Annotated in this window: 20 protein-coding genes; 12 read left to right on the top strand and 8 right to left on the bottom strand. The window is 68.0% G+C overall.

Going from position 1 to position 23,027, the window contains the following annotated elements; genetic code table 11:
- Nucleotide 1: 1 nt before the first annotated feature.
- From B4E96_RS10000 to pknB, 4 genes are read left to right on the top strand one after another with little or no spacing between them, the layout of a single operon-like run.
- The gene (locus B4E96_RS10000; RefSeq protein WP_286957434.1) at nucleotides 2-1,639 is read left to right on the top strand and encodes an FtsW/RodA/SpoVE family cell cycle protein; all 1,638 of its coding nucleotides are present in this window, start codon (nucleotides 2-4) and stop codon (nucleotides 1,637-1,639) included.
- The gene (locus tag B4E96_RS10005) at nucleotides 1,636-3,105 is read left to right on the top strand and encodes a peptidoglycan D,D-transpeptidase FtsI family protein (RefSeq protein ID WP_286957435.1); all 1,470 of its coding nucleotides are present in this window, start codon (nucleotides 1,636-1,638) and stop codon (nucleotides 3,103-3,105) included. Before B4E96_RS10000 ends, B4E96_RS10005 begins: the two co-directional genes overlap by 4 nt.
- The gene (locus tag B4E96_RS10010; protein ID WP_286957436.1) at nucleotides 3,102-4,772 is read left to right on the top strand and encodes a protein kinase domain-containing protein; all 1,671 of its coding nucleotides are present in this window, start codon (nucleotides 3,102-3,104) and stop codon (nucleotides 4,770-4,772) included. Before B4E96_RS10005 ends, B4E96_RS10010 begins: the two co-directional genes overlap by 4 nt.
- Nucleotides 4,773-4,790: 18 nt before the next feature.
- Entirely contained in the window at nucleotides 4,791-6,749 is a 1,959-nt protein-coding gene (pknB, locus tag B4E96_RS10015) for a Stk1 family PASTA domain-containing Ser/Thr kinase (RefSeq protein WP_170273844.1), read from the top strand.
- 135 nt (nucleotides 6,750-6,884) lie between these two features.
- Here pknB and B4E96_RS10020 read toward each other — a convergent pair whose 3' ends face one another.
- From B4E96_RS10020 to B4E96_RS10035, 4 genes are read right to left on the bottom strand one after another with little or no spacing between them, the layout of a single operon-like run.
- The gene (locus B4E96_RS10020) at nucleotides 6,885-7,529 is read right to left on the bottom strand and encodes an anthranilate synthase component II (protein ID WP_170273843.1); all 645 of its coding nucleotides are present in this window, start codon (nucleotides 7,527-7,529) and stop codon (nucleotides 6,885-6,887) included.
- Nucleotides 7,529-7,759, bottom strand: a complete 231-nt coding sequence (locus B4E96_RS10025; protein WP_102163227.1) for a hypothetical protein — start codon at nucleotides 7,757-7,759, stop codon at nucleotides 7,529-7,531. Before B4E96_RS10025 ends, B4E96_RS10020 begins: the two co-directional genes overlap by 1 nt.
- Entirely contained in the window at nucleotides 7,759-8,841 is a 1,083-nt protein-coding gene (locus B4E96_RS10030; RefSeq protein WP_286957437.1) for a class E sortase, read from the bottom strand. Before B4E96_RS10030 ends, B4E96_RS10025 begins: the two co-directional genes overlap by 1 nt.
- A complete protein-coding gene (locus B4E96_RS10035; RefSeq protein WP_286957438.1) occupies nucleotides 8,841-9,551 on the bottom strand; it encodes a DUF881 domain-containing protein in 711 nt (236 codons plus the stop codon). Before B4E96_RS10035 ends, B4E96_RS10030 begins: the two co-directional genes overlap by 1 nt.
- Nucleotides 9,552-9,789: 238 nt before the next feature.
- Here B4E96_RS10035 and B4E96_RS10040 point away from each other — a divergent pair, with 238 nt between their 5' ends.
- The 4 genes from B4E96_RS10040 to B4E96_RS10055 all read left to right on the top strand — a co-directional run bounded on the left by B4E96_RS10040 (nucleotide 9,790) and on the right by B4E96_RS10055 (nucleotide 13,890).
- Nucleotides 9,790-11,448 (top strand): HsdM family class I SAM-dependent methyltransferase, encoded by a 1,659-nt coding sequence (locus tag B4E96_RS10040; RefSeq protein WP_286957439.1) that lies wholly within the window; start codon nucleotides 9,790-9,792, stop codon nucleotides 11,446-11,448.
- The gene (locus B4E96_RS10045) at nucleotides 11,438-12,451 is read left to right on the top strand and encodes a hypothetical protein (RefSeq protein ID WP_102163229.1); all 1,014 of its coding nucleotides are present in this window, start codon (nucleotides 11,438-11,440) and stop codon (nucleotides 12,449-12,451) included. The genes B4E96_RS10040 and B4E96_RS10045 overlap by 11 nt, the downstream gene beginning before the upstream one ends.
- A gap of 151 nt (nucleotides 12,452-12,602) precedes the next feature.
- Entirely contained in the window at nucleotides 12,603-13,232 is a 630-nt protein-coding gene (locus tag B4E96_RS10050) for a cell division protein CrgA (RefSeq protein ID WP_257995242.1), read from the top strand.
- Between the two features lie 49 nt (nucleotides 13,233-13,281).
- Nucleotides 13,282-13,890 (top strand): YczE/YyaS/YitT family protein, encoded by a 609-nt coding sequence (locus B4E96_RS10055; RefSeq protein ID WP_286957442.1) that lies wholly within the window; start codon nucleotides 13,282-13,284, stop codon nucleotides 13,888-13,890.
- A gap of 2 nt (nucleotides 13,891-13,892) precedes the next feature.
- Here the strand turns inward: B4E96_RS10055 and B4E96_RS10060 are convergent, their stop codons facing one another.
- Complete coding sequence (locus tag B4E96_RS10060; RefSeq protein ID WP_146004423.1) at nucleotides 13,893-14,693, bottom strand: rhomboid family intramembrane serine protease; 801 nt, start codon at nucleotides 14,691-14,693, stop codon at nucleotides 13,893-13,895.
- Between the two features lie 81 nt (nucleotides 14,694-14,774).
- Nucleotides 14,775-15,308 (bottom strand): peptidylprolyl isomerase, encoded by a 534-nt coding sequence (locus tag B4E96_RS10065; RefSeq protein WP_286957443.1) that lies wholly within the window; start codon nucleotides 15,306-15,308, stop codon nucleotides 14,775-14,777.
- Between the two features lie 166 nt (nucleotides 15,309-15,474).
- Here B4E96_RS10065 and B4E96_RS10070 point away from each other — a divergent pair, with 166 nt between their 5' ends.
- Together B4E96_RS10070 and B4E96_RS13340 are read left to right on the top strand one after the other, a co-directional pair.
- Nucleotides 15,475-16,398, top strand: a complete 924-nt coding sequence (locus tag B4E96_RS10070) for a hypothetical protein (RefSeq protein ID WP_146004424.1) — start codon at nucleotides 15,475-15,477, stop codon at nucleotides 16,396-16,398.
- 184 nt (nucleotides 16,399-16,582) lie between these two features.
- Nucleotides 16,583-18,922, top strand: coding sequence for a DapH/DapD/GlmU-related protein (locus B4E96_RS13340; protein ID WP_311200229.1), 2,340 nt, complete (start codon nucleotides 16,583-16,585; stop codon nucleotides 18,920-18,922).
- A gap of 81 nt (nucleotides 18,923-19,003) precedes the next feature.
- Here the strand turns inward: B4E96_RS13340 and B4E96_RS10085 are convergent, their stop codons facing one another.
- Complete coding sequence (locus tag B4E96_RS10085; RefSeq protein ID WP_286957444.1) at nucleotides 19,004-19,756, bottom strand: ABC transporter ATP-binding protein; 753 nt, start codon at nucleotides 19,754-19,756, stop codon at nucleotides 19,004-19,006.
- Entirely contained in the window at nucleotides 19,756-20,877 is a 1,122-nt protein-coding gene (locus tag B4E96_RS10090) for an ABC transporter permease (RefSeq protein ID WP_286957445.1), read from the bottom strand. Before B4E96_RS10090 ends, B4E96_RS10085 begins: the two co-directional genes overlap by 1 nt.
- Nucleotides 20,878-20,986: 109 nt before the next feature.
- Here B4E96_RS10090 and B4E96_RS10095 point away from each other — a divergent pair, with 109 nt between their 5' ends.
- Both B4E96_RS10095 and B4E96_RS10100 read left to right on the top strand, forming a co-directional pair.
- Entirely contained in the window at nucleotides 20,987-22,303 is a 1,317-nt protein-coding gene (locus B4E96_RS10095) for a sensor histidine kinase (RefSeq protein ID WP_259798319.1), read from the top strand.
- The gene (locus B4E96_RS10100) at nucleotides 22,300-22,941 is read left to right on the top strand and encodes a response regulator (protein WP_286957446.1); all 642 of its coding nucleotides are present in this window, start codon (nucleotides 22,300-22,302) and stop codon (nucleotides 22,939-22,941) included. Before B4E96_RS10095 ends, B4E96_RS10100 begins: the two co-directional genes overlap by 4 nt.
- Nucleotides 22,942-23,027: the final 86 nt, after the last annotated feature.

A 23,027-nucleotide genomic window follows, 5' to 3' on the forward strand; every position in this document is an offset into this window, starting at 1 on the left:
CATGAGCTACGCACCTGACGCTCCCCCACTCTCCCCGGCCGGGACGACGTCCCAGCGGCACCGGAGCCCGCAGGCGCTGCGGATCTCCGAGCTGCTGCTGACCGGGCTGGCCGTCGTCATCTCCGCCGGCGCCTACGCACTCGTCGGCCTCGGCAGCGAGCACACCGTGCCGGCCAACGTCTACCAGTACGCCGGCTGGCTGGCAGCCCTCGCCCTCGCCCTCCACCTCATCGTGTGGTGGCGGGCCCGCTACGCCGACCCGGTTCTCGTGCCGCTGGCCGTGCTGCTCAACGGACTCGGCCTGGCGATGATCTACCGCATCGACGTCGCCAAGACCGCCGCCGGACGCGAATCGAATGCCGCCGTCTCCCAGCTCATCTGGATGACTCTCGGGATCATCCTGTGCGCCCTCGTCATCGCGTTCCTGCGCGATCACCGGATGTTGCGCCGCTACACCTACCTCACCGGCTTAGCCGCCCTCGTGCTGCTCATGCTGCCGCTCGTGCCCGGCCTCGGCAAGACCATCAACGGCGCCCGCATCTGGATCGGCATCGGCGGCATGTCCTTCCAGCCCGGTGAGATCGCCAAGATCTGCCTGGCGATCTTCTTCGCCGGCTACCTCGTCAGCTTCCGCGACCAGCTCGTGCTCGCCGGACCCAAATTCCTCGGCATGCAGTTCCCGCGCCCACGCGACCTCGGGCCGATCATCATCGCCTGGGTCGCCAGCGTCGGCATCCTCGTCCTGCAGCGCGACCTCGGCACCTCGCTGCTGTTCTTCGGCCTCTTCGTCGCCGTCCTCTACGTCGGCACCGGCAAGAAGGCCTGGATCTTCCTCGGCCTGGGCATGTTCACCGCCGGTGCGCTCATCGCCTCGCGCATCTTCAGCCACGTCCAACAGCGCCTCGACGGCTGGCTCGATGCGCTCAACCCGGACATGTACAACCGTGAGATCGGCGGGTCCTACCAGCTGGTGCAGGGCCTGTTCGGCATGGCCAAAGGCGGACTGACCGGCGCGGGCCTGGGCAACGGCCGGCCCCACATCGTGCCCTATGCCGAATCCGACTTCATCTACGCCTCCCTCGGCGAGGAGCTCGGGCTCGTCGGCCTGTTCGCGATCCTGCTGCTCTACGTGGTCCTCTTCGAACGCGGCATGAAGATCGCCCAGCAGCTGCGCGACGGCTTCGGCACCCTGCTGGCCACCGGCCTGTCCTTCACCATCGCTCTGCAGTGCTTCATCGTCATCGGCGGCGTCACCCGGCTCATCCCGCTCACCGGCCTGACCACCCCGTTCCTGGCCTACGGCGGCTCCTCGCTCATCGCGAACTGGATCATCATCGGCCTGATGCTGCGCATGAGCGACAACGCCCGCCGGCCGGCCGAGGAGTTCCAAACCGGAGTGCTCACCATCCAGAAGCCCGTCGACGAGGACGAGGCCCACGAATCCGCGCTGGCCTCCACGCTCGGCCGGCTGCGCTCCAAGCGCAAGGTCCGCCGTCCCGGTGACGACGCCACGACCCCGGAACCCGGTCCCGAGGTGTACGTGACCGGCGAGCAGAACCGCACCCCCGCCTCGGGAGCGGGGATCGACGCCGATGACACCCCGACGACGAACTTCCAGCGCGGAGGTGAGAGCCAGTGAAGAATCCGCTCAAGCACCTGGCCGTCGTCGGCTTCGTGATGTTCGCACTCCTGTTCGGCTCAACAAGCTACGTACAGTACTTCGCCGCGCAGTCGCTGAAGGACAATCCGCTGAATAACCGCACGCTGCTCGACGAGCTCTCTCGTGACCGCGGGCCTATCCTCGTCGACGGCACCCCGATCGCCTACTCAGAACCCGTCGACGACCCGTACAAGTTCCAGCGCAAGTACGGCGCTGAGGGGATGTCGGCGGAGATGTACGCCAGCCTCACCGGCTACTTCTCCATCACCTCGGGCACCTCCGGGCTCGAGCGCACCGAGAACGGGCTGCTCTCAGGCACCGACGACGCGCTGTTCTACGACAAGGTCTCCAACCTGCTCACCGGCCAGCAGCCGGCCGGTGCCGCCGTCGAACTGACCATCAACCCGAAGGCCCAGAAGGCCGCCTGGGACGGTCTGAGCGGCCAGCGCGGCGCCGCCGTGGCACTTGACCCGAAGACCGGCAAGGTCCTCGCAATGGTCTCGACACCGGGCTGGGATCCGAACTCGCTGGCCACCCACAACCGGGATGCCGCCCTCGATGCGTACAATTCGCTCATCGACAACGACGCCAACCCGGCCTACAACCGGGCGATCGGCGGCAACCTCTACCCGCCGGGCTCGACGTTCAAGCTCGTCACCGCTGCTGCCGCGCTCGAATCCGGGCAGTACACCAAGGACTCCGAGCTGCCCTCGCCGACCGTGCTCGACCTGCCGCAGACCTCGGCGACGATCCGCAACGCCGGCGGCGCCTCCTGCGGCAACGGCAGCACCGCCAGCCTCGACCATGCGCTGACGAAGTCGTGCAACACGACCTTCGCGCAGCTGGGCATGGACCTGGGAGCGGATGCGATGAATGAGCAGGCGAAGAAGTTCGGCTTCGGGGAGAGCTTCGACATGCCACTGGCGGTCACCGCCTCGTCGTTCCCCTCCGATGTCAACGAACCGCAGCTCGCCCAGTCGTCCCTCGGCCAGTTCGAAGTGCGCGCCACCCCCATCCAGATGGCGATGGTCGCCTCGGCGATCGCCAACGACGGAGAGCTCATGCAGCCCCAGCTCATCTCCCAGATCCGCAATGCCCGCACCCTCGATCTCATCGAGGAGCCGCGGCCGCGGACCTTCTCCAACCCGATCAGCAGCGACACCGCCGGTCAGCTGACGGACATGATGGTCAACGTCGTCGACGGGGGAACCGGCACAGCCGCGAAGATCCCCGGTGTCGATGTCGCAGCGAAGACCGGCACGGCACAGCACGCGAAGGGCAGGGCACCACACGCATGGTTCACCTCCTTCGCCCCGGCAGACGACCCGCAGGTCGCCGTGGCAGTCGTCGTCGAAAGCGGCGGCAATGCCGGCAATGAGGCCTCCGGTGGACGCGTCGCCGGCCCGATCGCAAAATCAGTCATGGAAGCGGTGATGGATTCATGAGGCCAGAACCAGGCACGCTGCTCGGCGGCCGTTACGAACTCACCAGCCGGATCGCCGTCGGCGGCATGGGCGAAGTGTGGCGCGGACGCGACACCGTCCTCGAACGCGAGGTCGCAGCGAAGATCATGAAGGACGAGTACCTGTCCGATCAGGGATTCCTCGCCCGCTTCCGTGCCGAGGCGCGCTCGATGGGCGCCGTCTCCGATCCCGGCATCGCCGGTGTCTACGACTACGGCGAGGAGAACGGCTCACCGTACCTCGTCATGGAGTTCGTGCCCGGTGAGTCGCTGGCCGCCCTGCTCGACCGCGGCCCGATGAGCGAGGCCGATACGCTCTCGATCATCGCGCAGGCTGCGCAGGCGCTGCATGCTGCGCACATGTCCGGGGTCGTCCACCGCGACGTCAAGCCCGGCAACCTGCTCATCACCCCGGATTTCCGGGTCAAGATCACCGACTTCGGCATCGCCCGGGTCGCTGACCAGGCACCGCTGACGAAGACCGGCCAGGTGATGGGCACCGCCCAGTATCTGGCTCCCGAGCAGGCGACGGGCAAGGGTTCGACACCGAAGTCGGACCTGTATTCGCTCGGCATCATCGCCTACGAGGCGCTGGCCGGCAATCGCCCGTTCACCGGGGATTCGCAGGTCGAGATCGCCATCGCGCAGGTCAACCGCCAGCACCCGCCGCTGCCGGAGACGGTCTCCGAACCGGTCCGCCGGCTGGTCGACTCGCTGCTGTCGAAGCAGCCGGAGAAGCGCCCGGCCTCCGGTGCCGCTCTCGCGACTGCAGCGCGTGCTCTCATGAACGGCGATGTGCCCGCAGCCGAGGCGGCGGTGCCGCAGATGCTCGCCGCTGGGGCGGCTGCCGCAACCGCTTCCGAGGCGGTCACCCGCGTGTTCAGCCAGCCTGAGGACTCCTCGACTCGCGTCATGCCGGCCACCCAGCAGACCCGCGCCTATCAGCCGGGCAGCCCCACTGGTGCGGCTGCCGTCGCCCCGTACGGGTCCGATGGCCAGCTGGCCGAGGACACGGAGGCCGAGGAGAACGGGAAGAAGTCGAAGGCCTCGGCGGTCATCATCACGATCCTGGTGATCCTGCTGCTGGCCGGTCTCGCCTGGATCGGCTGGCTGTTCTTCGGCCCCAAGGACGATGAACCGGATCCTGCTCCGACGGCGACGGCCACGCCGACGCAGGAGGAGATCACCATCAAGCCCAGCGACTACATCGGCCTCTCCGAAGCCTCGGCGACCTCGAACCTCGAGCAGCTGGGACTGAAGGTCAGGTCGACGATGGTGGCCTCGAACGAGCCTGCCGGCACGGTCGTCGATGTCCGCGAGGGCAGCAACGGCTACACTTTTGCCCCTGGTGACACCGTCACGATCGAAGTGTCGGAAGGACCGCAGCGCCAGGAGCCGACCCGCGCCCCGGAGCCGACGCGGGAAGGTGAGCCCACGCGCAACCCGCAGCCGACGCAGGAACCCGAACCTGAGCCCACCCAGCCACCGGACGACGGCGGTGATGATGGTGGCGACGGCGGCGATGATGGCGGTGGCAACGGCAACGGCGGTGGCAACAACGGCAACGGCAACGGCGGTGGCAACGGCAACGGCGGTGGCAGCAACAACGGCAGCGGACCGGGCCAGAACTCCGGCCGCGGCGGAAACTGACAGACGAGAAGGAACAGCATGAGCGAACCGCGGATACTCTCCGGCCGATACGAAGTGCATCGGCTGCTGGGACGTGGCGGCATGGCCGAGGTCCATGAGGGCCTCGACACCCGCCTGGGCCGTCGTGTTGCCATCAAGCTGCTGCGCTCTGACCTCGCCCGTGACCCGTCGTTCCACGCCCGCCTCAAGCGTGAAGCGCAGGCGGCCGCGGGTCTCAACCACCCCGGCATCGTCGCCGTCTACGACTCCGGTGAGGAGGTCTTCTCCGAATCCGGCGGCTCGACCGTGCAGGTGCCCTTCATCGTCATGGAGTACGTCGAGGGGCACACGCTGCGCGAGGTCATCTCCACCCATGGCAGCCTGACGATCCGCGAGGCCCTCGACGTCACCGCAGGTGTGCTCGGCCCGCTGGAGTACAGCCACCGCAACGGCATCGTCCACCGCGACATCAAACCCGCCAACGTCATGCTCACCCCTGAGGGCGACATCAAGGTGATGGACTTCGGCATCGCCCGCGCCCTGGAGGACACCGGCAGCCTGACCCAGACCCAGTCGGTCGTCGGCACCGCCCAGTACCTCTCACCCGAGCAGGCGCGCGGCGAGATCGTCGACGCCCGCTCCGACCTGTACTCCACCGCCTGCCTGCTGTACGAACTCGTCGCCGGCCGGCCGCCGTTCCAGGGCGATTCGCAGCTCGCGGTCGCCTACCAGCACGTCGGCGAACGACCGAAGGCTCCCTCGGAGTTCAATCCCGAGGTGCCGCCTGCTCTCGACCGGCTGCTCATGCACGCCCTGGAGAAGGACCGCGACATCCGCTACCAGGATGCCTTCACCTTCCGCGAGGACGTGCTTGCCGTGCGCGACGGCCGACCGACTTCGCTCGACGGCGATGCCGATGACGCCACCCAGATGTTCAGACCACCGGCGGCTCTGGCCGGTGCCGGGCTAGGGGCGGCCGCAGCCGGCATCGGCACTCCGCAGCCGGCCTACGCCACCGGTGTGCCGACCCAGGCGATGAACACCGCGCCGATGACGAATGCCGTCGCCACCGTGCCGGAGGATGAGGACGGTGTCGATGAGGAGAAGGAGCGCAAGCGCAAGACCTGGATGTGGATCGGTGCTGCGCTTGTCGCCGTCGTGCTCGCCGGGCTCGGTCTGTGGGTCTACAACGCCACCAAGGAACGGGAGCCGGTGACCTTCGAGCTGGCGGATCTGCGCGACCGCTCAGCCGATAATGCCGACAGCTACCTCATCAACCAGAACCTCACACCTGATCGTGAGCCGATCGCCGATGATGAGATCAAGGAGGGCAATGTCGTCAAGACCGATCCTCCGGCCGGCTCCCAGGTCAAACACGGCGACACCATCAAGGTCTACGTCTCCACCGGCCCCGACGTGGTCTCCGTGCCCGATGTGTCCGGGGAGACCGAGTCGCTGGCCCGCCAGCGCATCAACGATGCCGACCTCAAGGCCGGCAACAACATCGACGAGAACTCACCCGACGTCGAAGCCGGCACGGTCATCGAGACGCGCCCGAAGGCCGGCACCGAGGTCGACAAGGACTCCAACGTCGACTTGGTGCTCTCGACCGGACGGATCGATGTGCCCGATGTGCTCGGCAAGACCGAGCAGGAGGCCTGCGACGCGCTCAAGAGCGACGACTACCAGCTGGAGTGCGACGTCAGGGAAGAGGAGACCGCCGATCACGAAGAGGGCAAGGTCTTCAAGCAGAGCACTGATGCCGGTGAGGAGGTCGAGCAGCACGCCACCATCACCATCACGATCGCCAAGGCCCCGCCGGAGCCGACCGAGACCCCGACTCCGTCGCCGACACCGACCGAGGACGATGACGATGGCGACGGCGGTGGCATCGAATGGCCGTGGCCGGACAACACCTTCGACCCGGGCAACCGGCTCGACGAAGTCGCAGACGACGCCCTGAACCGCATGCGCGGACGCTTCGGCTTCACCAGCTGAGCTGTGCGAGACGACTGACCGGCCGGGAATCCCTCGGCCGGTCAGTGCATTCACGGCTCAGCGCATTCCGGACTCACCCCAATGCGTGGTGGTCCCAGCCCAGTGCGTGGTGGGACCGGGCTCAGCTGCGGCGCCTCAGCTGCGGGCCGACAGCAGCGGGGCGCGATAGCGGGCGGCCTCAGCTGCTTCAGGCATCCCGCAAGCGGCGAGGAAGTTGCCGATCATCTGGTACCCGCATTCGGTCAGCACCGACTCGGGATGGAACTGCACGCCGAACACCGGCGCGCTTCGGTGCTCGATGCCCATGATGACTCCGTCGGCGGTCTGCGCGGTGACGGCGAAGACGTCCGCGGGCAGGGTCTCGTCGACGATCGCCAAGGAGTGATAGCGGGTGACGGTCAGCGGGCTCGGGCAGCCGGCGAACAGGCCGGTGCCGGTGTGGGTGATCTGCGAGGTCTTGCCGTGCATGAGCACCGGCGAGTGCGACACCGTCGCCCCGAACACCTCGCCCATCGCCTGATGGCCCAGGCACACGCCGAGGACCGGCAGACCGATGTCCGCGCAGTGGGCGATGACCTGCGGGCACACACCGGCATCGGCTGGGGCTCCGGGACCCGGGGAGATGAGCACCCCGTCGTACTCTGCCAGGGTGCCCGCCACCTCGGGCGCGGTGAGATCGTCGTTGCGGATCACCGTCGTCTCGGCACCGAGCTCGCGGACGTAGCTCACCAGGGTGTAGACGAAGCTGTCGTAGTTGTCGATGACGAGGATGCGCGCCATCAGCCGCCCTGTCCGGGCTCTTCGACGCCGGGTTCGCCGCCCTCACCGGGCCGGGCCGGGGCGTGGTCGCCCTCCTCCTCGATCGTCGCCTCGTTGAACGGCATGTACGGGGCGACGATGGGGAACACGAACTGCATGAGCAGGTAGCACGCCCCGGCGATGAGGCCGAGGGACAGAATGAGCTTGGAGAACCAGTTGCCGGGCAGGATCCGCCAGATGAGTTCGTACATCAGTCAGTCGCACCTGCCTTCTTGTATGCCGAGGAGTCCTTGATGGAGTCCGGCGGGCCCTCGCTCGCGTGCCGCCAGTCGGTGAGCTCGAAGTAGCCGATGTAGCGCTCCCGGGCCGAGAACATCGGGTTGCAGGCCGTGAGCGTCATGATCCGGTCCTTGCCCTTGTAGTCCGGCATGTCCGGTACGGGGGCGAGCACCTCGGTCTGGTCCGGCAGCACGATGTCGAAGTTGACGAAGGTGTAGGTGTAGTAGCCGTCGGCCGTCTGCACGATCGCCTCGTCACCGGGCCGGATCTCGGCGATGAGGTTGAGCGGCTTGCCGTAGGTCACGCGGTGGCCGGCCATCGCGAAGTTGCCGACTTCTCCGGGCATCGCGGCGTTCGGGTAGCGGCCCAGGCCCATCCGGTTGAGCACCGGCTCGAGTGAGACGCCCTCGGCGATCGTGCGGTAGTAGTCCTCGCCGAAGCGGGGGATGTACATGATGCCGAAGGCAGAGTTGAGATCGGCCGGATCGCCGACGTAGGGCGTGTCGGGATCGTCAGGCAGCTCGTTGCGCGGGTTGTCCTGCCACTGCGTGGTCAGCTCGTTTGCGAGGTTGCGGTTGTCCTCGTTGGCCGCGATGTCGGTCCACCACAGCTGCCAGACGACGAACAGGATGAGGATGAGACCGGCGGTGATGCACAGCTCGCCGAATGCGCGGATGGTGCCGCGCACCGGGCCGAGCGGCTCGCGTTCGGGCTTGGGTTTGCGGGCTGTGCGGTTGTGCGACGGCTCATCGCCGAAGACGACGGTGTCGAAGTCAGCGTGCCGATTGGCAGTCGGCATCGGTTCGGTCTGCGGAGCATCGGCCCCGTAGGCCTGCGCCGAGGCGACGCTCGGAGTGCCGTAGCTGTACTCAAAGTGGCGAGAGGCGGATTTGATGACAGGCCGCGGGCCGGTGGGGGTTACCCCGCTCGTCGGTGCCCCTGCAGTGCCGGAGGCGGCTGCGGTTCCGCTGTCACCGGCGCCATCGCCGGTCTGCCGAGCTGCGGCAGCGCGCTCCTGCGCGATGCGCTCACGGCGCGACATCGGTTGATCCACTACTGCTTCACCTTTGCTTGGGAGAGGTCGAACGCGCCCTCATACGCATCGAGGGTCAGCGTTCCGGTCTCGACTTTCCACCCTAATCCTAAGCGCTCGGCGTACTGCTGATAGACCTGCACAGCTGGAGAGTCGCTGAGTGCCCGGCGCAGCGCGTCGGGGTCGCCGACGGCTTCGATGACATACGGCGGGGAGTACACCTGGGAGCTGACCCGGAGAGTGTTGCCGACGCACTGGACCGAGGAGGTCGCAACGATGCGCTGGCCCTGGACGGACATGCCCTCTGCACCGCCGGCCCACAGCGCGTTCATCACGCCTTCGAGGTCCTGCTGGTGGATGACGAGGTCGTTGACGGACACGCCCGGCAGGTTCATCGATTCCCGCGGCGCGTCATCGAGGGTGACGGTGACACCCTCGCCTGTGAGTTCGGCTGCCCGGGCCTCGGCGGCGAGCGCATCGGCGAACTTCTGCGCTTCATCGGCTTCGTCGGAGCCGGAGCGGCGCTGCAGCTCCTCGACGGTGCGGCGCTGCTCGGCCACGCTCTCTTCGAGCTTGCGGCCCTGGTCGGAGCGCTCCTTGACGATGTCGGGCAGTGTTGAGGCCTCGGTGCGCAGCCGGGTGCCGTCGGAGGTCTTCGCCGAGGTGGCCATGAGCAGCCCGCAGATGAGCAGCACGATGAATACCATCGGGTGTCCGAAGAGTCTCTTCACTTCTGCTGTGCTCCGCCCTCTGCACCGCCTGCCGGCGCAGTGTCGTGTGTGCTTTCCAATGTACCCAGCGCGTCGACAGGCGGCCAAGTGACGACCGCGCCGTGACGGCGTGCGACAGCGCCCGGGTGTCGATGTCAGTGCCGAGGTGTTGACTGGGAGGCGATCCCACCGGCAGGCAGCACACGCCGCGGGGTCGGGATTTCGAAGCGCGATGATCGATAATGGAGAGGTGACGTCCATGCCCGCAGCCTCGCCGGCTGACACTTCCGCCCTGCGCAAGGCCCGCGGTGCGTTCTTCACGCCTGCCGACATCACCGAGTTCATCGCCGCCTGGGCGGTCCGCTCCCCGGATGACCGGGTGCTCGAGCCCTCTGCCGGAGATGCCGCGTTCCTGCTCTCAGCCCACCGGCGGCTGACGGCCCTCGATCCGGCCCGCGCCAGCACCCCGACCGTTCACGGGGTGGAGATCCATCCCGAGAGCGCGGAGATCGGCCGTGCCCGCGTCACCGCTGCCGGGGGCCGGGCCGATATCGAGGTCAGCGACTTCTTCCGCCTGCCGCCGACCGGTGACTATGACACCGTCATCGGCAATCCGCCGTTCATCCGCTATCAGGGGTTCACCGGTGAGAGCCGGGCTCGCGCCCGGGAGGCCGCGCTGCGCGGCGGGGTCGCCCTGTCCGGGCTGGCCTCCAGCTGGGCGGCCTTCACCATCCACTCCGCTCTGTTCCTGCGGTCCGGCGGCCGGCTGGGCCTCGTGCTGCCGGCCGAGCTGCTGACCGTCAACTATGCCGCCCCGGTGCGCACCTTCCTGTTCGAGAGCTTCCGCAGCGTCGAACTCGTCCTCTTCGAAGAGCAGGTCTTCCCAGGTGCTGAGACCGAGGTCGTCCTGCTGCTGGCCGACGGCTACCAGGAGGGCCCGAGCGCCCATGCGACGATCCGGCAGGCCCGTGCGGCTTCAGAGCTCACTGCCCTGGCGCCCGGTCAGCAGTGGACGCCGGTCGACCCGGCGGCCAAGTGGATCGACAGCCTCGTCAGCCCCGCAGCGACTACCGCCCTGCAGACGCAGATGGAGGCCGGGCGGTTCTGCGATCTGGAGACCTGGGGGGATACGACGCTGGGCACGGTGACCGGCAACAACAAGTACTTCACGCTCTCGACCTCCCGTGCCGCCGAACTCGGGCTGACCTCCCGTGATCTCATGCGCGTCTCTCCGCCCGGCAGCTCGCATCTGCGCGGGCTCTCCCTCACCCCTGCACAGCTGCGCCGGCTGGCAGGCGAGGGTCAGGCAACGCAGCTGTTCTATCCGCGCGAACCGCTCTCTGCTGCGGCGGCGGCCTACATCGAGGCCGGTGAGCGCACCGGTGTGCACGAGGCCTACAAGTGCCGGGTGCGCCGCACCTGGTACCGGGTGCCGCTGCTGGAGCCTGCCGATCTGCTGCTGACGTGCATGAACGCCGACACTCCCCGCCTGACGACGAACAGCGCCCGCGCCCGGCACCTCAACTCCGTGCACGGGGTGTATCTGCGCGAGGAGCACCGTGAGGTCGGCAGTGAGCTGCTGCCGCTGGCCAGCCTCAACGCCGTGACGATGCTGCACGCTGAGATCGTCGGCCGCAGCTACGGCGGGGGCATCCTCAAACTCGAACCCAAGGAAGCCGACCGCTGGGCAGTCCCCTCCCCTGCGCTCATCGCCTCCGCCGCCGAGGCGCTGGCCGCCATCCGCCCGCGCGTCGCCCGGCTGCTGCGCACCGGCCGGCTGGCCGAGGCATCCGCACTCGTTGATGCCGTGCTGCTGTCTGAGCCCGAGCACCTGAGCGCACGAGAGCTCGACGACGTGCGACAGGCCAGAGATGAGATGGTGCGCCGACGGACCGTCAGGGGTGCCAGTGGCCGCTGAGACGAGTGCGAAGGAACGCGCCTGGCTGCTCTTCGACCACATCATCGCCCAGGCCGCACCTGACGGTGAGCACGCCGATCCGTGGACGACGACCGATGACGGCAGGCTGCGGTTCTCCCCCGACGTCCCGACCTTGGAGCGGCTGCTCGGCGTGCCGCTGCTGCTGCGGGCCGGCAGCCAGACCGGTGTGCCTGCCCTGGCATTGGATGTGTGGCTGTCCTATGAGCTGCGCCGCGCCGGCTTCGACCCCGATGCCGTGTGGCCGCGGGCGACCCATCCGCGGATCCTGCCGACCCCGATCGCCAAGCTGCTCGCCGGCCTGCCGGCAGCCGAACGCGACGCCCTCACCGCCCGGCTGGCCCAGCGCACCGCGATTCCCGGTGCGACGGCGGCGAGTGCGAACATCCTCGGCAAGCACTACCTCAAACAGGTCGATGTCATGATGACCGACTGGGCGACCGGGCCCGAGCTGCTCATCTCGACGAAGCGGATGGACTCCTCCTATGGCAAGAACGCCGCCAACCGCGTCGAGGAGTCCTACGGAGATGCGAAGAACCTGCGGCTGCGCCACCCCTTGGCCGCCCTCGGCTTCGTGCTCGGACTGCGCTCGGACATCCTGGAGACGGCTCCGGCGACTGCCGACTGGCTCTTCGACCTCGTCGGCAAGCTCGGGCAGGAGGACGATGCCTACCACGCCACCAGCATCATCATCTTCGACTACACCGACCCGAGAGCCAGCGGCACCCTGTTCGACGACGCCGCACAGCTGGCACCCGGCGGGGACCTCGATGCGATCATCGACCGCCTGCCTGAGGCCCGCGTCCGCGACGATGTCGTCGCCGACTGGCTCTCCCCTGGCCGGTTCCTCACCGTCATGGTCAACCGGGTGCTCGACGCCACCCCGGTGACATTCCACCCGGAGGCGCGCCGGCGGCGCAGCGCGGCCCGGAACAGTGCGGCCCGGCTCGGGTCGGTCATCACCGACGACGGCCGCATCCTCTGATCGAGCACCCCCGCACAACTGCTGGCTTTCGGGCAATGTGCACAGCAGTGCTCCTCGAGTAGACTTTGGTTGTTGTCCAACCCCCACATGCACCCAGGGACAGCATCCGCAGGCCCCTCGCCGGGCCTGGTCTGTCCACCGGAGGAGAAACGTGTCCAAGTCGAGCCGTAACCGCAAAGCGCACCGCACCTCGCGCCACACGGAGAGCCCCAAGGCCGCCGAGACGACCGAAGAGACTCTGAACGACGAGACTCTCGACATCGACGACACCGCTGAGGCCACCGACGTCGACACTGCAGACACTGCAGACGAGAAGGACACGCCGCCCAAGAAGGACACGGCACCGGCGAAGAGCACCGCAGCGAAGAAGAAGTCCACCGGTTCTAAGCCGGCCGGCGCGACCGCTGCCGGCAAGAAGACCTCGAAGAAGGCTGACGCCGACGACGACGCCAAGGACGAGAAGTCCGGTAAGGCCGCCCGCTCCGGCAACCCCGCCAAGCGCAGCAAGGCGCGTACCAGCCGGTCGACCTCCCGGTCCACCTCGCGGTCGACCGGCCGCACCACCTCGACCTACGACGGCACCACCTCGACGGTGGCCAAGCCGAACCCGCGCTGGTTCGTGCCCGTCATGGTCGGCATCCTGCTGTTCGGTCTCGCCTGGCTCGTCGTCTTCTACCTTTCCCAGGGCGCCTGGCCCGTTGAGGCCTGGGGCAACTGGAACCTCGTCGCAGGCTTCTCGATCCTCGTCGCCGGGCTTCTGATGTCGACACGATGGCGCTGAGGGAATGGCGAAACCGGCCGGATACTTCCGTCTTCTAGCTCACCACCCATTGCCCATCCGCCTGGCGGCACTGTACGTCGGGTTGTTCCTCTACGGGTTCTCCGCCGGGCTCATGCTGCGGTCGACGCTGGGCAATATGCCCTGGGATGTGCTCCACGAGGGCCTGTCGAAGCTGACCGGCATCTCGATCGGCCTCATCGTCGTGATCCTGTCGTTCCTCCTGCTGCTGCTGTGGATCCCGCTCAAGCAGCGCCCGGGTCTGGGCACCCTGTCGAATGCACTGCTGGTGGGCCTGTTCATCGACCTGACTCTGTTCATCGTCCCGGCACCGGAGCAGCTGTGGCTGCGCATCGTCTTCGTCGCCCTCGCCATCCTCATCAATGCCGTGGCCACGGTGCTCTACATCATTCCGAACTTCGGACCGGGCCCGCGCGACGGGCTCATGACCGGCCTCGTCCTCAAGACCGGCGGCTCGGTCGCGGTCGTGCGCGCCTCCATCGAGATCGCCGTCATGCTCATCGGCTGGCTGCTCGGCGGCACCCTGTTCATCGCCACGATCGTCTTCGCCGTGGTGATCGGGCCGGTGACCCACTACATCCTGCACCTGGCGATCAAGCTGTTCGGGCCCGGCGACCCGATGGTCTCCGAGGACACCTGACCCTAAACAGTCACCGGCACCAAGACGAGTGCCGCGAACCCGACTGCGGCCACCACCACTGTCAGAATCAGCAGGCCGAGGGCGCGCAGCCGCTGCGGAGTGAAGAAGTACACGCAGCCGAAGACGAAGCCGGTGAGGAATCCGCCGAGGTGGGCCTGCCAGGAGATGTTGGGCACCAGCCAGATGAGCACGGCGTTGATCGCGACGAACCCGAGCACACCGGTGAGGTTCCGGTCGAGGCGCCGGGTGGGGGTGGCGACGAATCCGACTAAGCCGAACAACGCTCCCGAGGCGCCGATGTGCACCGTGACCAGGGCCTGCGGGCTGCCGTCGGCGAGCGCGAGGAAGAAGACGGCCAGTGAGCCGCCGAGTGCGCTGAAGAGGTACAGCAGCGCGAACCAGCCTGAGCCGACGTAGCGCTCGAGGAACGTGCCGAAGAAGTACAGCCCGATCATGTTGAACATGATGTGCATGCTGCCGCCGTGGATGAAGGCCGTGGTGAGCGCGGTGTAGGGCTCGGGCGCTGCCCAGTAGGCGGCGAAGCCGAACATCCGCGGGATCCAGTCACCGGTCAGCAGCTGCAGCAGCCACACGACCACGCACGCCCCGATGAGCGCATACGTCACCGGAGTCGACGGCAGCCTGCGGGCGTTCCTGCCCGGCATGCCCTGCGGCGGACCCGGCGCCGAGGGGCCCGGCGCGAACGGACCGGGGTGGCCAGACCCAGGCTGGGGAGAGCCCGGCCCGCTGCCTCCGAGGCGCGGGTTGCCGGGCTCCGGCGACTCATGCGGTGGAACTGACATGACCACATCCTATGGACGGCAGTGAACGGGACCGGCCCCTGGTCCACAGGGGATCAGGGGCCGGTGAGAGGCGAACTGGGATCAGCGGATCTCGACGGATTCGATGACGACCGGCTCGGTCGGGCGGTCGGCCTGACCGGTCGGGACGGCCTCGATGGCGTCGACGACCTTCTTCGACTCCGCGTCGGCGACCTCACCGAAGATCGTGTGCTTGCCGTTGAGCCACGGGGTCTCCACGGTCGAGATGAAGAACTGCGAGCCGTTGGTGCCGCGGCCCATCTGCTTGCCGGCGTTGGCCATGGCCAGCAGGTAGGGCTTGTTGAACTGCAGTTCGGGGTGGATCTCGTCGTCGAAGACGTAGCCGGGGCCGCCGGTGCCGGTGCCCAGCGGGCAGCCGCCCTGGATCATGAACTGCTTGATGATGCGGTGGAAGCCGAGTCCGTCGTAGAACGGACGGGTGACCTGCTGACCGGACTGCGGATCGGTGAACTCGCGCTTGCCCTCGGCGAGCTCGACGAAGTTCGCCACGGTCTTCGGGGCGTGGTTGCCGAAGAGGTCGATGACGATGTCACCCTTGTTCGTGTGCAGGACTGCCTGCTGCGTTGCAATACTCATAGACGTCATTCTGTCACGAACGCACGCACGCGCCCACCGCCTCGGGAGCGGAGCGCCCACCGTCACCGGCGGGAATCCTAGGCGAATTGTCAGCGTTCAGACGCCCACCCGGGCGCCGCACTGATTAGCTCAGCCTCTAGACTGGGGGTAACGTTGAAGTCACAGAATGAATCCACCGATTCCGGAGGGTGAGATGTTCAAGAAGAAGACCCAGCCCACGTCCCAGCGCCTGCTCCACGAGGTCAGCGATGTTGCCGTCGCGGTCGGTGATGCGGTGCGCGCAGGATCTGCGCAGGCCATCGAAGCCTCCGGACCGGCACTGGAGAAGGCCAACGCCTTTGTCGGCGGCGGTGCGGCGAAGAATGCGCCGAAGCTGCGTCGAGTGTCGAAGAAGCTCAAGGAGGCTGCTGACCAAGTGCGACCCGATGTGAACCATTTCGAGAAGGATCTCCGCCCCCGCCTGGAGAAGCTGGGCAAGGACGGCCGCAAGCAGTTCGGCGCCGTCGCTGACCAGGTGGCCGACCAGTTCGATTCGCTCAGCGCAGACAGCCGCGAGCGCCTGGCCACCGCCAAGAAGCGCGTGGCCGATGACTGGGCTCCCGACGCCACCCAGCGCGCAGGCGCCCTGGCCGCCGGTGCTGCCGGAGCCCTGGCTTCGGCCCAGACCCCGAAGGCCATCGAGGACATCGCCACCAAGCTCACCGGCGACAAGAAGGCCGTGAAGAAGGCCAAGAAGGCCCTGAAGAAGGCCGGCAAGGACATCGAGAAGCGGACCACGAAGTCCGGCATGGGCACCGGCACCAAGGTGTTCCTGTGGATGCTCGTGCTCGTCGGCCTGGCCGGTGTCGCCTACTTCGTGTGGCGCAAGGCCCAGCCGGTCGAAGACCCCTGGTCGACGCCGCTGGAGGGCAACCGCCCCGCCGACGCCCGCCCGGTCGGCACCACCCCGGCATCCCGCCAGACCCCGGTCACCGAGGTCTCCGAGACTCCGGTCCCGGCAGCCAAGGTCGAGGACGTCGACGCTGATGCTGAGGAAGAGGGCATCGACGAGTTCGGCAACCCGCGCGCCAAAGATCCGGACAACTTCTGATCTCCCCGCTCCCGAGGTGAGCCTCGGGTGAGGACACCAGCGCCCCTGCTCGTGATGAGCAGGGGCGCTGCGCTGTCTCGGGCTGCTGCTGGATGTCGAACGGGTTACGCTGAGGGCGAGTGCCGCAGCCGGTGGGCGCTGCCGGCCTCACGGTGAGCAGATCGTCCCAGCAGAGAGACCGCGCATGTCCGAAACCGCCTCTGGCCTCCACCCTCCAACCCAGACGAACGACACCGGCCCGCGTGTGCTCGGTGAGCCGCATGATGCCTCCACTGCCGAGGCGGTGGTGCTGCGCCGCCTGCGCGAGCAGCTGCCGGAGGAGGTCACAGTCATCTGCGGGCAGCGGATCACCAGCGCAGACCTCGACGTCGAGATCGACATGCTCATCCTGTGGCCAGGTCTGGGCATCGTCGTCCTCGAGGTCAAAGGCGGGCAGGTGTCGATGCGCGAGGGCCGGTGGTGCACCGCCGGCCGGCACGGGTCTGCCCAGCTGCAGATCTCGCCGCTGGAGCAGGCGATGCGTGCCAAGCACGCGCTCGGCCGGTGGCTGCGCAACCGGCTGAGCACCGGTGCAGGTCGGATGGTGCAGATGGCCAGCCTGCCGTTCAGCAGCCTGCGGGACTGGACGAGTGTGCCCGATGCCCCGCGCGATCTGCTCATCGACGGGCAGGATCTCGGCAGCATCGGCGCGCGCATCGAAGCCGCCCTGCGCACCTACTACAGCGAGACTGCGCCGCTGTCTGCCCAGCAGCTGGAGCTGCTGTCTCGCCAGTTGCGCCAGACTCATCAGGCGGCTGAGACCTCCCGGCTGCGTGCGGCTGAACTCGACAGCCGCTCGAATGCGCTGACAGCCGAACAGGAGCGGATCCTGTCGGTGCTGCGCTACCAGACGCGGGCTGAGCTCAGCGGGGGCCCCGGCTCGGGCAAGACGCACCTGGCGCTGCTCAAGGCTCGCCAGCTCACACGGGAGGGGCTACGTGTGGCAGTGATGTGCTATTCGCGTGGCCTGGCCCGGTTCATGCAGCTCACGATCGCCCAGTGGGCGCCGCCTGAGCGCCCGGCATATGTCGGCCTGTTCCATGACCTGCCGCTGCAGTGGGGCGCGCAGCCGGGTGCCGATGACGACTCGCACTACTGGGAGGTCGCGCTGCCTCAGCGGCTGCGCAAACTCGCCGGTGAACGTGATCCTGCCGACCTGTTCGATGCGATCATCGTCGACGAGGGCCAGGATTTCTCTGACATCTGGTGGCAGGCTGTCGAGTCGTGCCTGCGCGCACCGGCGACCGGCATTCTCTACGCCTTCACTGACGAACATCAGCGGATCTTCGACCGGGACGGCGCGGCACCGATCACCATGAACCCGTTCTATCTGGGTGAGAATCTGCGCAATGCCGACACGATCGTCGAGTCGATCGCCGGGCTCGCCTCCGAACCCCAGATCGTGCGGCTGCACGGCGGTGAGCGCGTCGAGTTCGTCGACGTGCCCACAGACGCGGCGCTCGAGACCGCCGACGATGTGCTCGCCCGGATTGCCGACTCGGGGGACTGGGAGCTGAACCAGATCGCACTGCTGACGACCGGTCCGAGGCATCCGGTGCAGCGCGAGGTCGTCGCAATCGAGGGCTTCGCCGCCTACTGGGATGCGTTCTTCGCCGGCACGGACGCCTTCTACGGTCACGTGCTCGGCTTCAAGGGCCTCGACCGCGAGGTCGTCGTGCTGTGCGCCAACGGTTTCCGCGACCCGCAGCGGGCCAGGGAGATGATGTACGTCGGTATGTCCCGTGCCCGGTTCAAGCTCGTCGTCGTCGGCGATATGGCCGAGTTGGCGGAACTCACCAGCGGTGACGTCGATGCCGCTGCTCACTCTGCGACCGGGGCCCGCAACCAGACCGCCGATTCTGCCTCCTCCCCCGCTGGCGGGCCCGCACCCGAGGTGGCGGTCGCCTCGTCTCGGGCAGCTGAGGCGGTGCTGCCGGCTGCCACCGGTTGGTACATCGCAGCCGACAACCCAGCATTGGCCAGCAGTCACCGGACCGCGACCGGGCGGGCGCACGCCTACGCGGAGGCGTTCTATTCCGGCGCCGAGGTCGATGCGCGCCTCGTGCGCACGCGCCTGGAGGCTGTGTTCGGCACCGTCGGTGCTGACGTCGAGGTGCGCCCGCCGTTCACCATCGACTACGGCAGCAACATCAGCATCGGCGAGCGCACGTACATCGGCGCGCAGCTGACTGCCCTGGACGTCGCGCCGATCAGCATCGGTGCCGACTGCCAGATCGGGCCGAACGTCCAGCTTCTCACCCCGATCCATCCGCTGGAACCCGGCGCGCGGCGGACCGGGCGCGAATCAGCTGAGCCGATCTCGATCGGCGACAACGTGTGGCTCGGCGGCGGAGTGACCATCTGCCCGGGCGTGACGATCGGCAATGATGCCGTGATCGGCGCCGGTGCCGTCGTCACTGAGGATGTCCCCGCCGGTGCACTCGCAGCCGGAGTTCCGGCCCGGGTCATCCGGCAGCTCGGCTGACAGATCGCTCTGCTTCAGCCCAGTCGGGCTGCCGCCGCTGGGTCAGCGCCGGGGCCGCCTCAGGCTGCAGTGCCGACCGGGTCAGCACGCTGCAGCGGCAGCGCACTCCGGCTCCGAGAGCTTGCCGTCGCGCATCGTGGCCACGACATCGGTCTTCGGCAGGAACTCGGTGTCATGGGTGACGATGACGGTGGCGACGCTGAACTCCTTCGTCATCTGACACAGCAGGTCCATGATCGCCTCCGACCGGTCGTGGTCGAGAGCAGCGGTCGGCTCATCGACGAGCAGCACGCTCGGATCGCCCATGAGCGCTCGGGCGATGTTGACGCGCTGCCGTTGACCGCCGGAGAGCTGGTGCGGCCGGCGCTTGGCGGCATCGGCTAAGCCGACGCGTTCGAGCAGTGCCTCAGCCCGCTTGCGGGTGTCATCCCCGCCGCCCTTGCCGCGCAGCTTGTCGGTGATGATGAGCTGCTCGACGGCGGTCAGCGACTCCAGCAGGTTCGGCTGCTGGAAGACGATGCCGATCTTCTCGCGGCGCAGCCGGCTGCGCTCGGACTCCTTGAGGCGTCCGACGTCGGTGCCGTCGATGCGCACCACGCCGGAGGTCGGGGTCACCAGTGTCGAGCCGACCGCGAGCAGGCTGGACTTGCCCGAGCCGGACGGGCCGACGATCGCGGTGACAGTGCCCGGGGTCAGGGTCAGGTTCACGTCATCGAGGGCGGTGACGGTGCCGGTGCCGTCCGGGTAGGTGAGCGTGATGCGCCCCAGCTCTAGCGCAGGAGCGCTGGCGGCGGCGGTGGTCTGGGTGTTCGTGGTCTGCAGGATGGTGGTCATCAGTTTCCTCCCAATGCGAGAAGCGGGTCGACGCGGGTGACACGGCGGACGGCGAAGGCGTCGGCGATGAGGCCGATTCCGATGACGCCTGCCATCGGCAGCAGCGTGGTCGCCGGGCTGACGGTGAACGGTGCGACCGAGGACAGAGCCAGGCCCGCTGCGATGCCGATGATGCCGCCGGCGATGACCCCGATGCCGAGCACGATGAGCGCCTGGCCGAGAGCGTCGCCGAGCACATAGCGGGTGGAGCCGCCGAGTGCCTTGACGACGGCGATCTCACGGGTCCGCTGGATCGTCCACACGCTGAGGAACGCGGCGACCACGAGGGCGGAGATGCCGTAGAGGAACGCCTGGATGAGGGTCAGTGAGCCGTTCTCCGAGCTGTATGAGGCCAGCGCGGAGAAGCTCTCCTTCGGCGTCATCGACACGGTGTTGGCTCGGTCGTCGGCGTCGGCCCGGACGTCATCGACGTCGGTTCCGGCGGCTTGGCTGCCGACTGAGGCGACCGAGGTGTCGGTGACGGTGGCGAGCACCACGGTGCCGGCCACCTCGGGGTCGGAGATATGGGTGATGGACTTCCAGGTCGCCAGGTCGACCCAGGCGACCGGGGTGTGGGAGTACCACTGGTCGGGGATCGTGCCGGCAACTTCGAGCTCGGTGCCACCGAAGGTGACGATGTCACCGGTCGTGGCGGACAGCTCGGTCGCGAGCTCCTCGCTCAGCACGATGGTCTCAGCGCGCAGCGCTTCCGGGGCGATGCCCGAACCGGGTTCGGCGGCGAAGCCGGCAGCCTGGGTGGAGGTGTCGAGTTCGAGGCGGGACTGCACGATGCCCAGCGGTTCGGCATCGGACACACCCGCCGTCGACTGCCAGGTCTCAACCTGCTCGGCGGTGACGCGGGACTGGGTGTAGGACGGGTCGTCGGCCACCTCATCGTCGCTGCCCGATCCGAAGGCCACCATCGACGCCGGCAGCTCGGCGATTGCCGAGGTGGACTGGCGGGCCAGGCCGGCGGTGAGCCCGGAGAGCATGATGAGCAGCACGCTGATGAGCGCGACGACTGCGGCCATAAGGGCGAAGCGGCCCTTGGCGAATCTGATCTCACGAAATGCTAGGAACATACCTCCACCATCGCGTCGTGCGCGCTTGCGCACATCGGGAGGACGGTGGGACTCTGCCTCAGCCATTCGATTGATGGCCGGGTCCGAGCCGCCCAGCTAGAGTTGGACTATGCCCGAACCCGACAGTCGTGTTCCGCTGGTGCTGAGCGCCATGCGCGTGACCCTGCATGTCGGGTTCGCCCTTCTCCTGGGCATCGGCATCATCCGGGCGCTCATCGAGATCGGCCCGCACGGCATCGGATGGATCGTCCTGGCACTGTCGGTCATTCTGGCCGGGACCTACGTCTTCGGCACGGTGCGCGAGAAGCATCACAGCGAACACGTCGGCATCGACGGCCGGCTCGCCGGGCTGCCGCAGCGCATGGCGATGCTGTGGCTGGCCGCTGTCACCGTCCAGTGGCTGTGCCTCGTCTCGCTGAGCGAGCACTTCACGTGGCTGGCCTTCCCCCTGTTCTTCCTGCACCTGCACATCCTCCGTACCCGACATGCGATCTTCGCGGTCATCGTGCTCGCCTGCTCGGTCGGCGTCATCCAATGGGCCCACTCCGGTCAGCTGCAGCCGGCGCTCATCGTCGGCCCGCTGCTCGGCGCCGGCGTGGCGATCATCATGTCGCTGGTCTACCAGGCTCTGTACACCGAAAGCGAGCATCAGCGCCGCGCGGTCGCCGAGCTCATCCGCACCCGCAGCGAACTCGCCGCCGCCCAGCATGAGGCCGGCCAGCTGGCCGAACGTGAGCGGCTCGCCCAGGAGATCCACGACACCCTGGCGCAGGGGCTCTCCAGCATCGTCCTCGTCTCCCGCGCCGCCCGAGATGCACAGGTCGGAGGCAGGGCTGAGGCCGCGGTGGACTACATCGACATCATCGAGCGCACCGCCTCTGAGAACCTCGCCGAGGCCCGCGCCTTCGTCCGCGATCTGGCTGCCGGGCAGACACCGCGCCAGCAGCGCACCACCCGGCTGCTCCAGCGCCTGCCGCAGCTGTGCGCTGACACGCAGGAGCGCGTCCAGGCTGCTGGGCAGGACCTGAGGTGCACGTTCGCCGTCGAGGGCGACCCGGTTCCGGTTTCAGCCGCGACCGAGGCGGCACTCGTGCGGTCTGTGCAGTCGCTGCTGTCGAACGTCGCCGCCCACGCACACGCCTCGGCAGCCCGGGTGACGCTGGCGTTCTTCGACGACACCGTCACCATCGACGTCTTCGACAACGGCAGCGGTTTCGACCCCGACACCGTGCTGCCGGCAGACCCGGCCGACGGGGTCGGTGCCGACTCCGGTTACGGACTGCGCCTGCTGCGTGAGCGCATCAGCCGGGCCGGCGGCCATGTCACCGTCGAATCAGCTCCCGGCAAGGGCACCGTCGTCGGCGTCAGCCTGCCGCTGCCACCCGGCAGCGATCACCCACCCGAGCCACTGGAGACAACCGCATGAGGGAGATCCGCCTGCTCATCGTCGATGACCACCCGGTGGTGCGCACCGGGCTCATCGCCATGCTCAACGGGTTCGCCGAGTTCGAAGTCGCCGCCGAGGCCTCCGACGGCATGCAGGCCATCAAGGCCGTCGAGCGGGCCGAGACGTTGGGCGAACCGGTCGACGTCGTGCTCATGGACCTGCAGATGGCCGGGATGGACGGGGTGAGTGCGACCCGCAGGCTCAAGGAGTCCCGCCCCGGCCTGCCGGTGCTGATCCTCACCACCTACGACTCCGACTCCGACATCGTCGCAGCGATTGAGGCCGGTGCGGCAGGCTACATGCTCAAGGATGCCGACCCGGAGAAGATCCGCCAGGCCGTCACCGAGGCCGCCGCCGGGCGCACCGCCCTGGCCCCGGAGATCGCCGCCCGGCTCTTCGACCGGATGCGCAGCCCGGGCATCTCGCTGTCGAACCGGGAGATCGAGATCCTGCAGTTGCTGGCCACCGGGACATCGAACCGCGACATCGCCCGCGCGCTGTGCATCTCCGAGGCGACCGTCAAGACCCACCTCAACCACATCTACTCCAAGCTCGGCGTCTCCAACCGCACCGCGGCGATCGCCGCCGCCCGCGAGCAGCGCATCGTGCGCGACTGAGAACCTGTGCGTCGGCAGATGACGCCGGATGTCGCCTTCATGACGCTGCATGGCAGGTATATGACGGCATAAGGCCTGCCGTGACA

This window comes from Brevibacterium sp. UBA7493 (assembly GCF_002479565.1).
Lineage (GTDB): Bacteria > Actinomycetota > Actinomycetes > Actinomycetales > Brevibacteriaceae > Brevibacterium > Brevibacterium luteolum.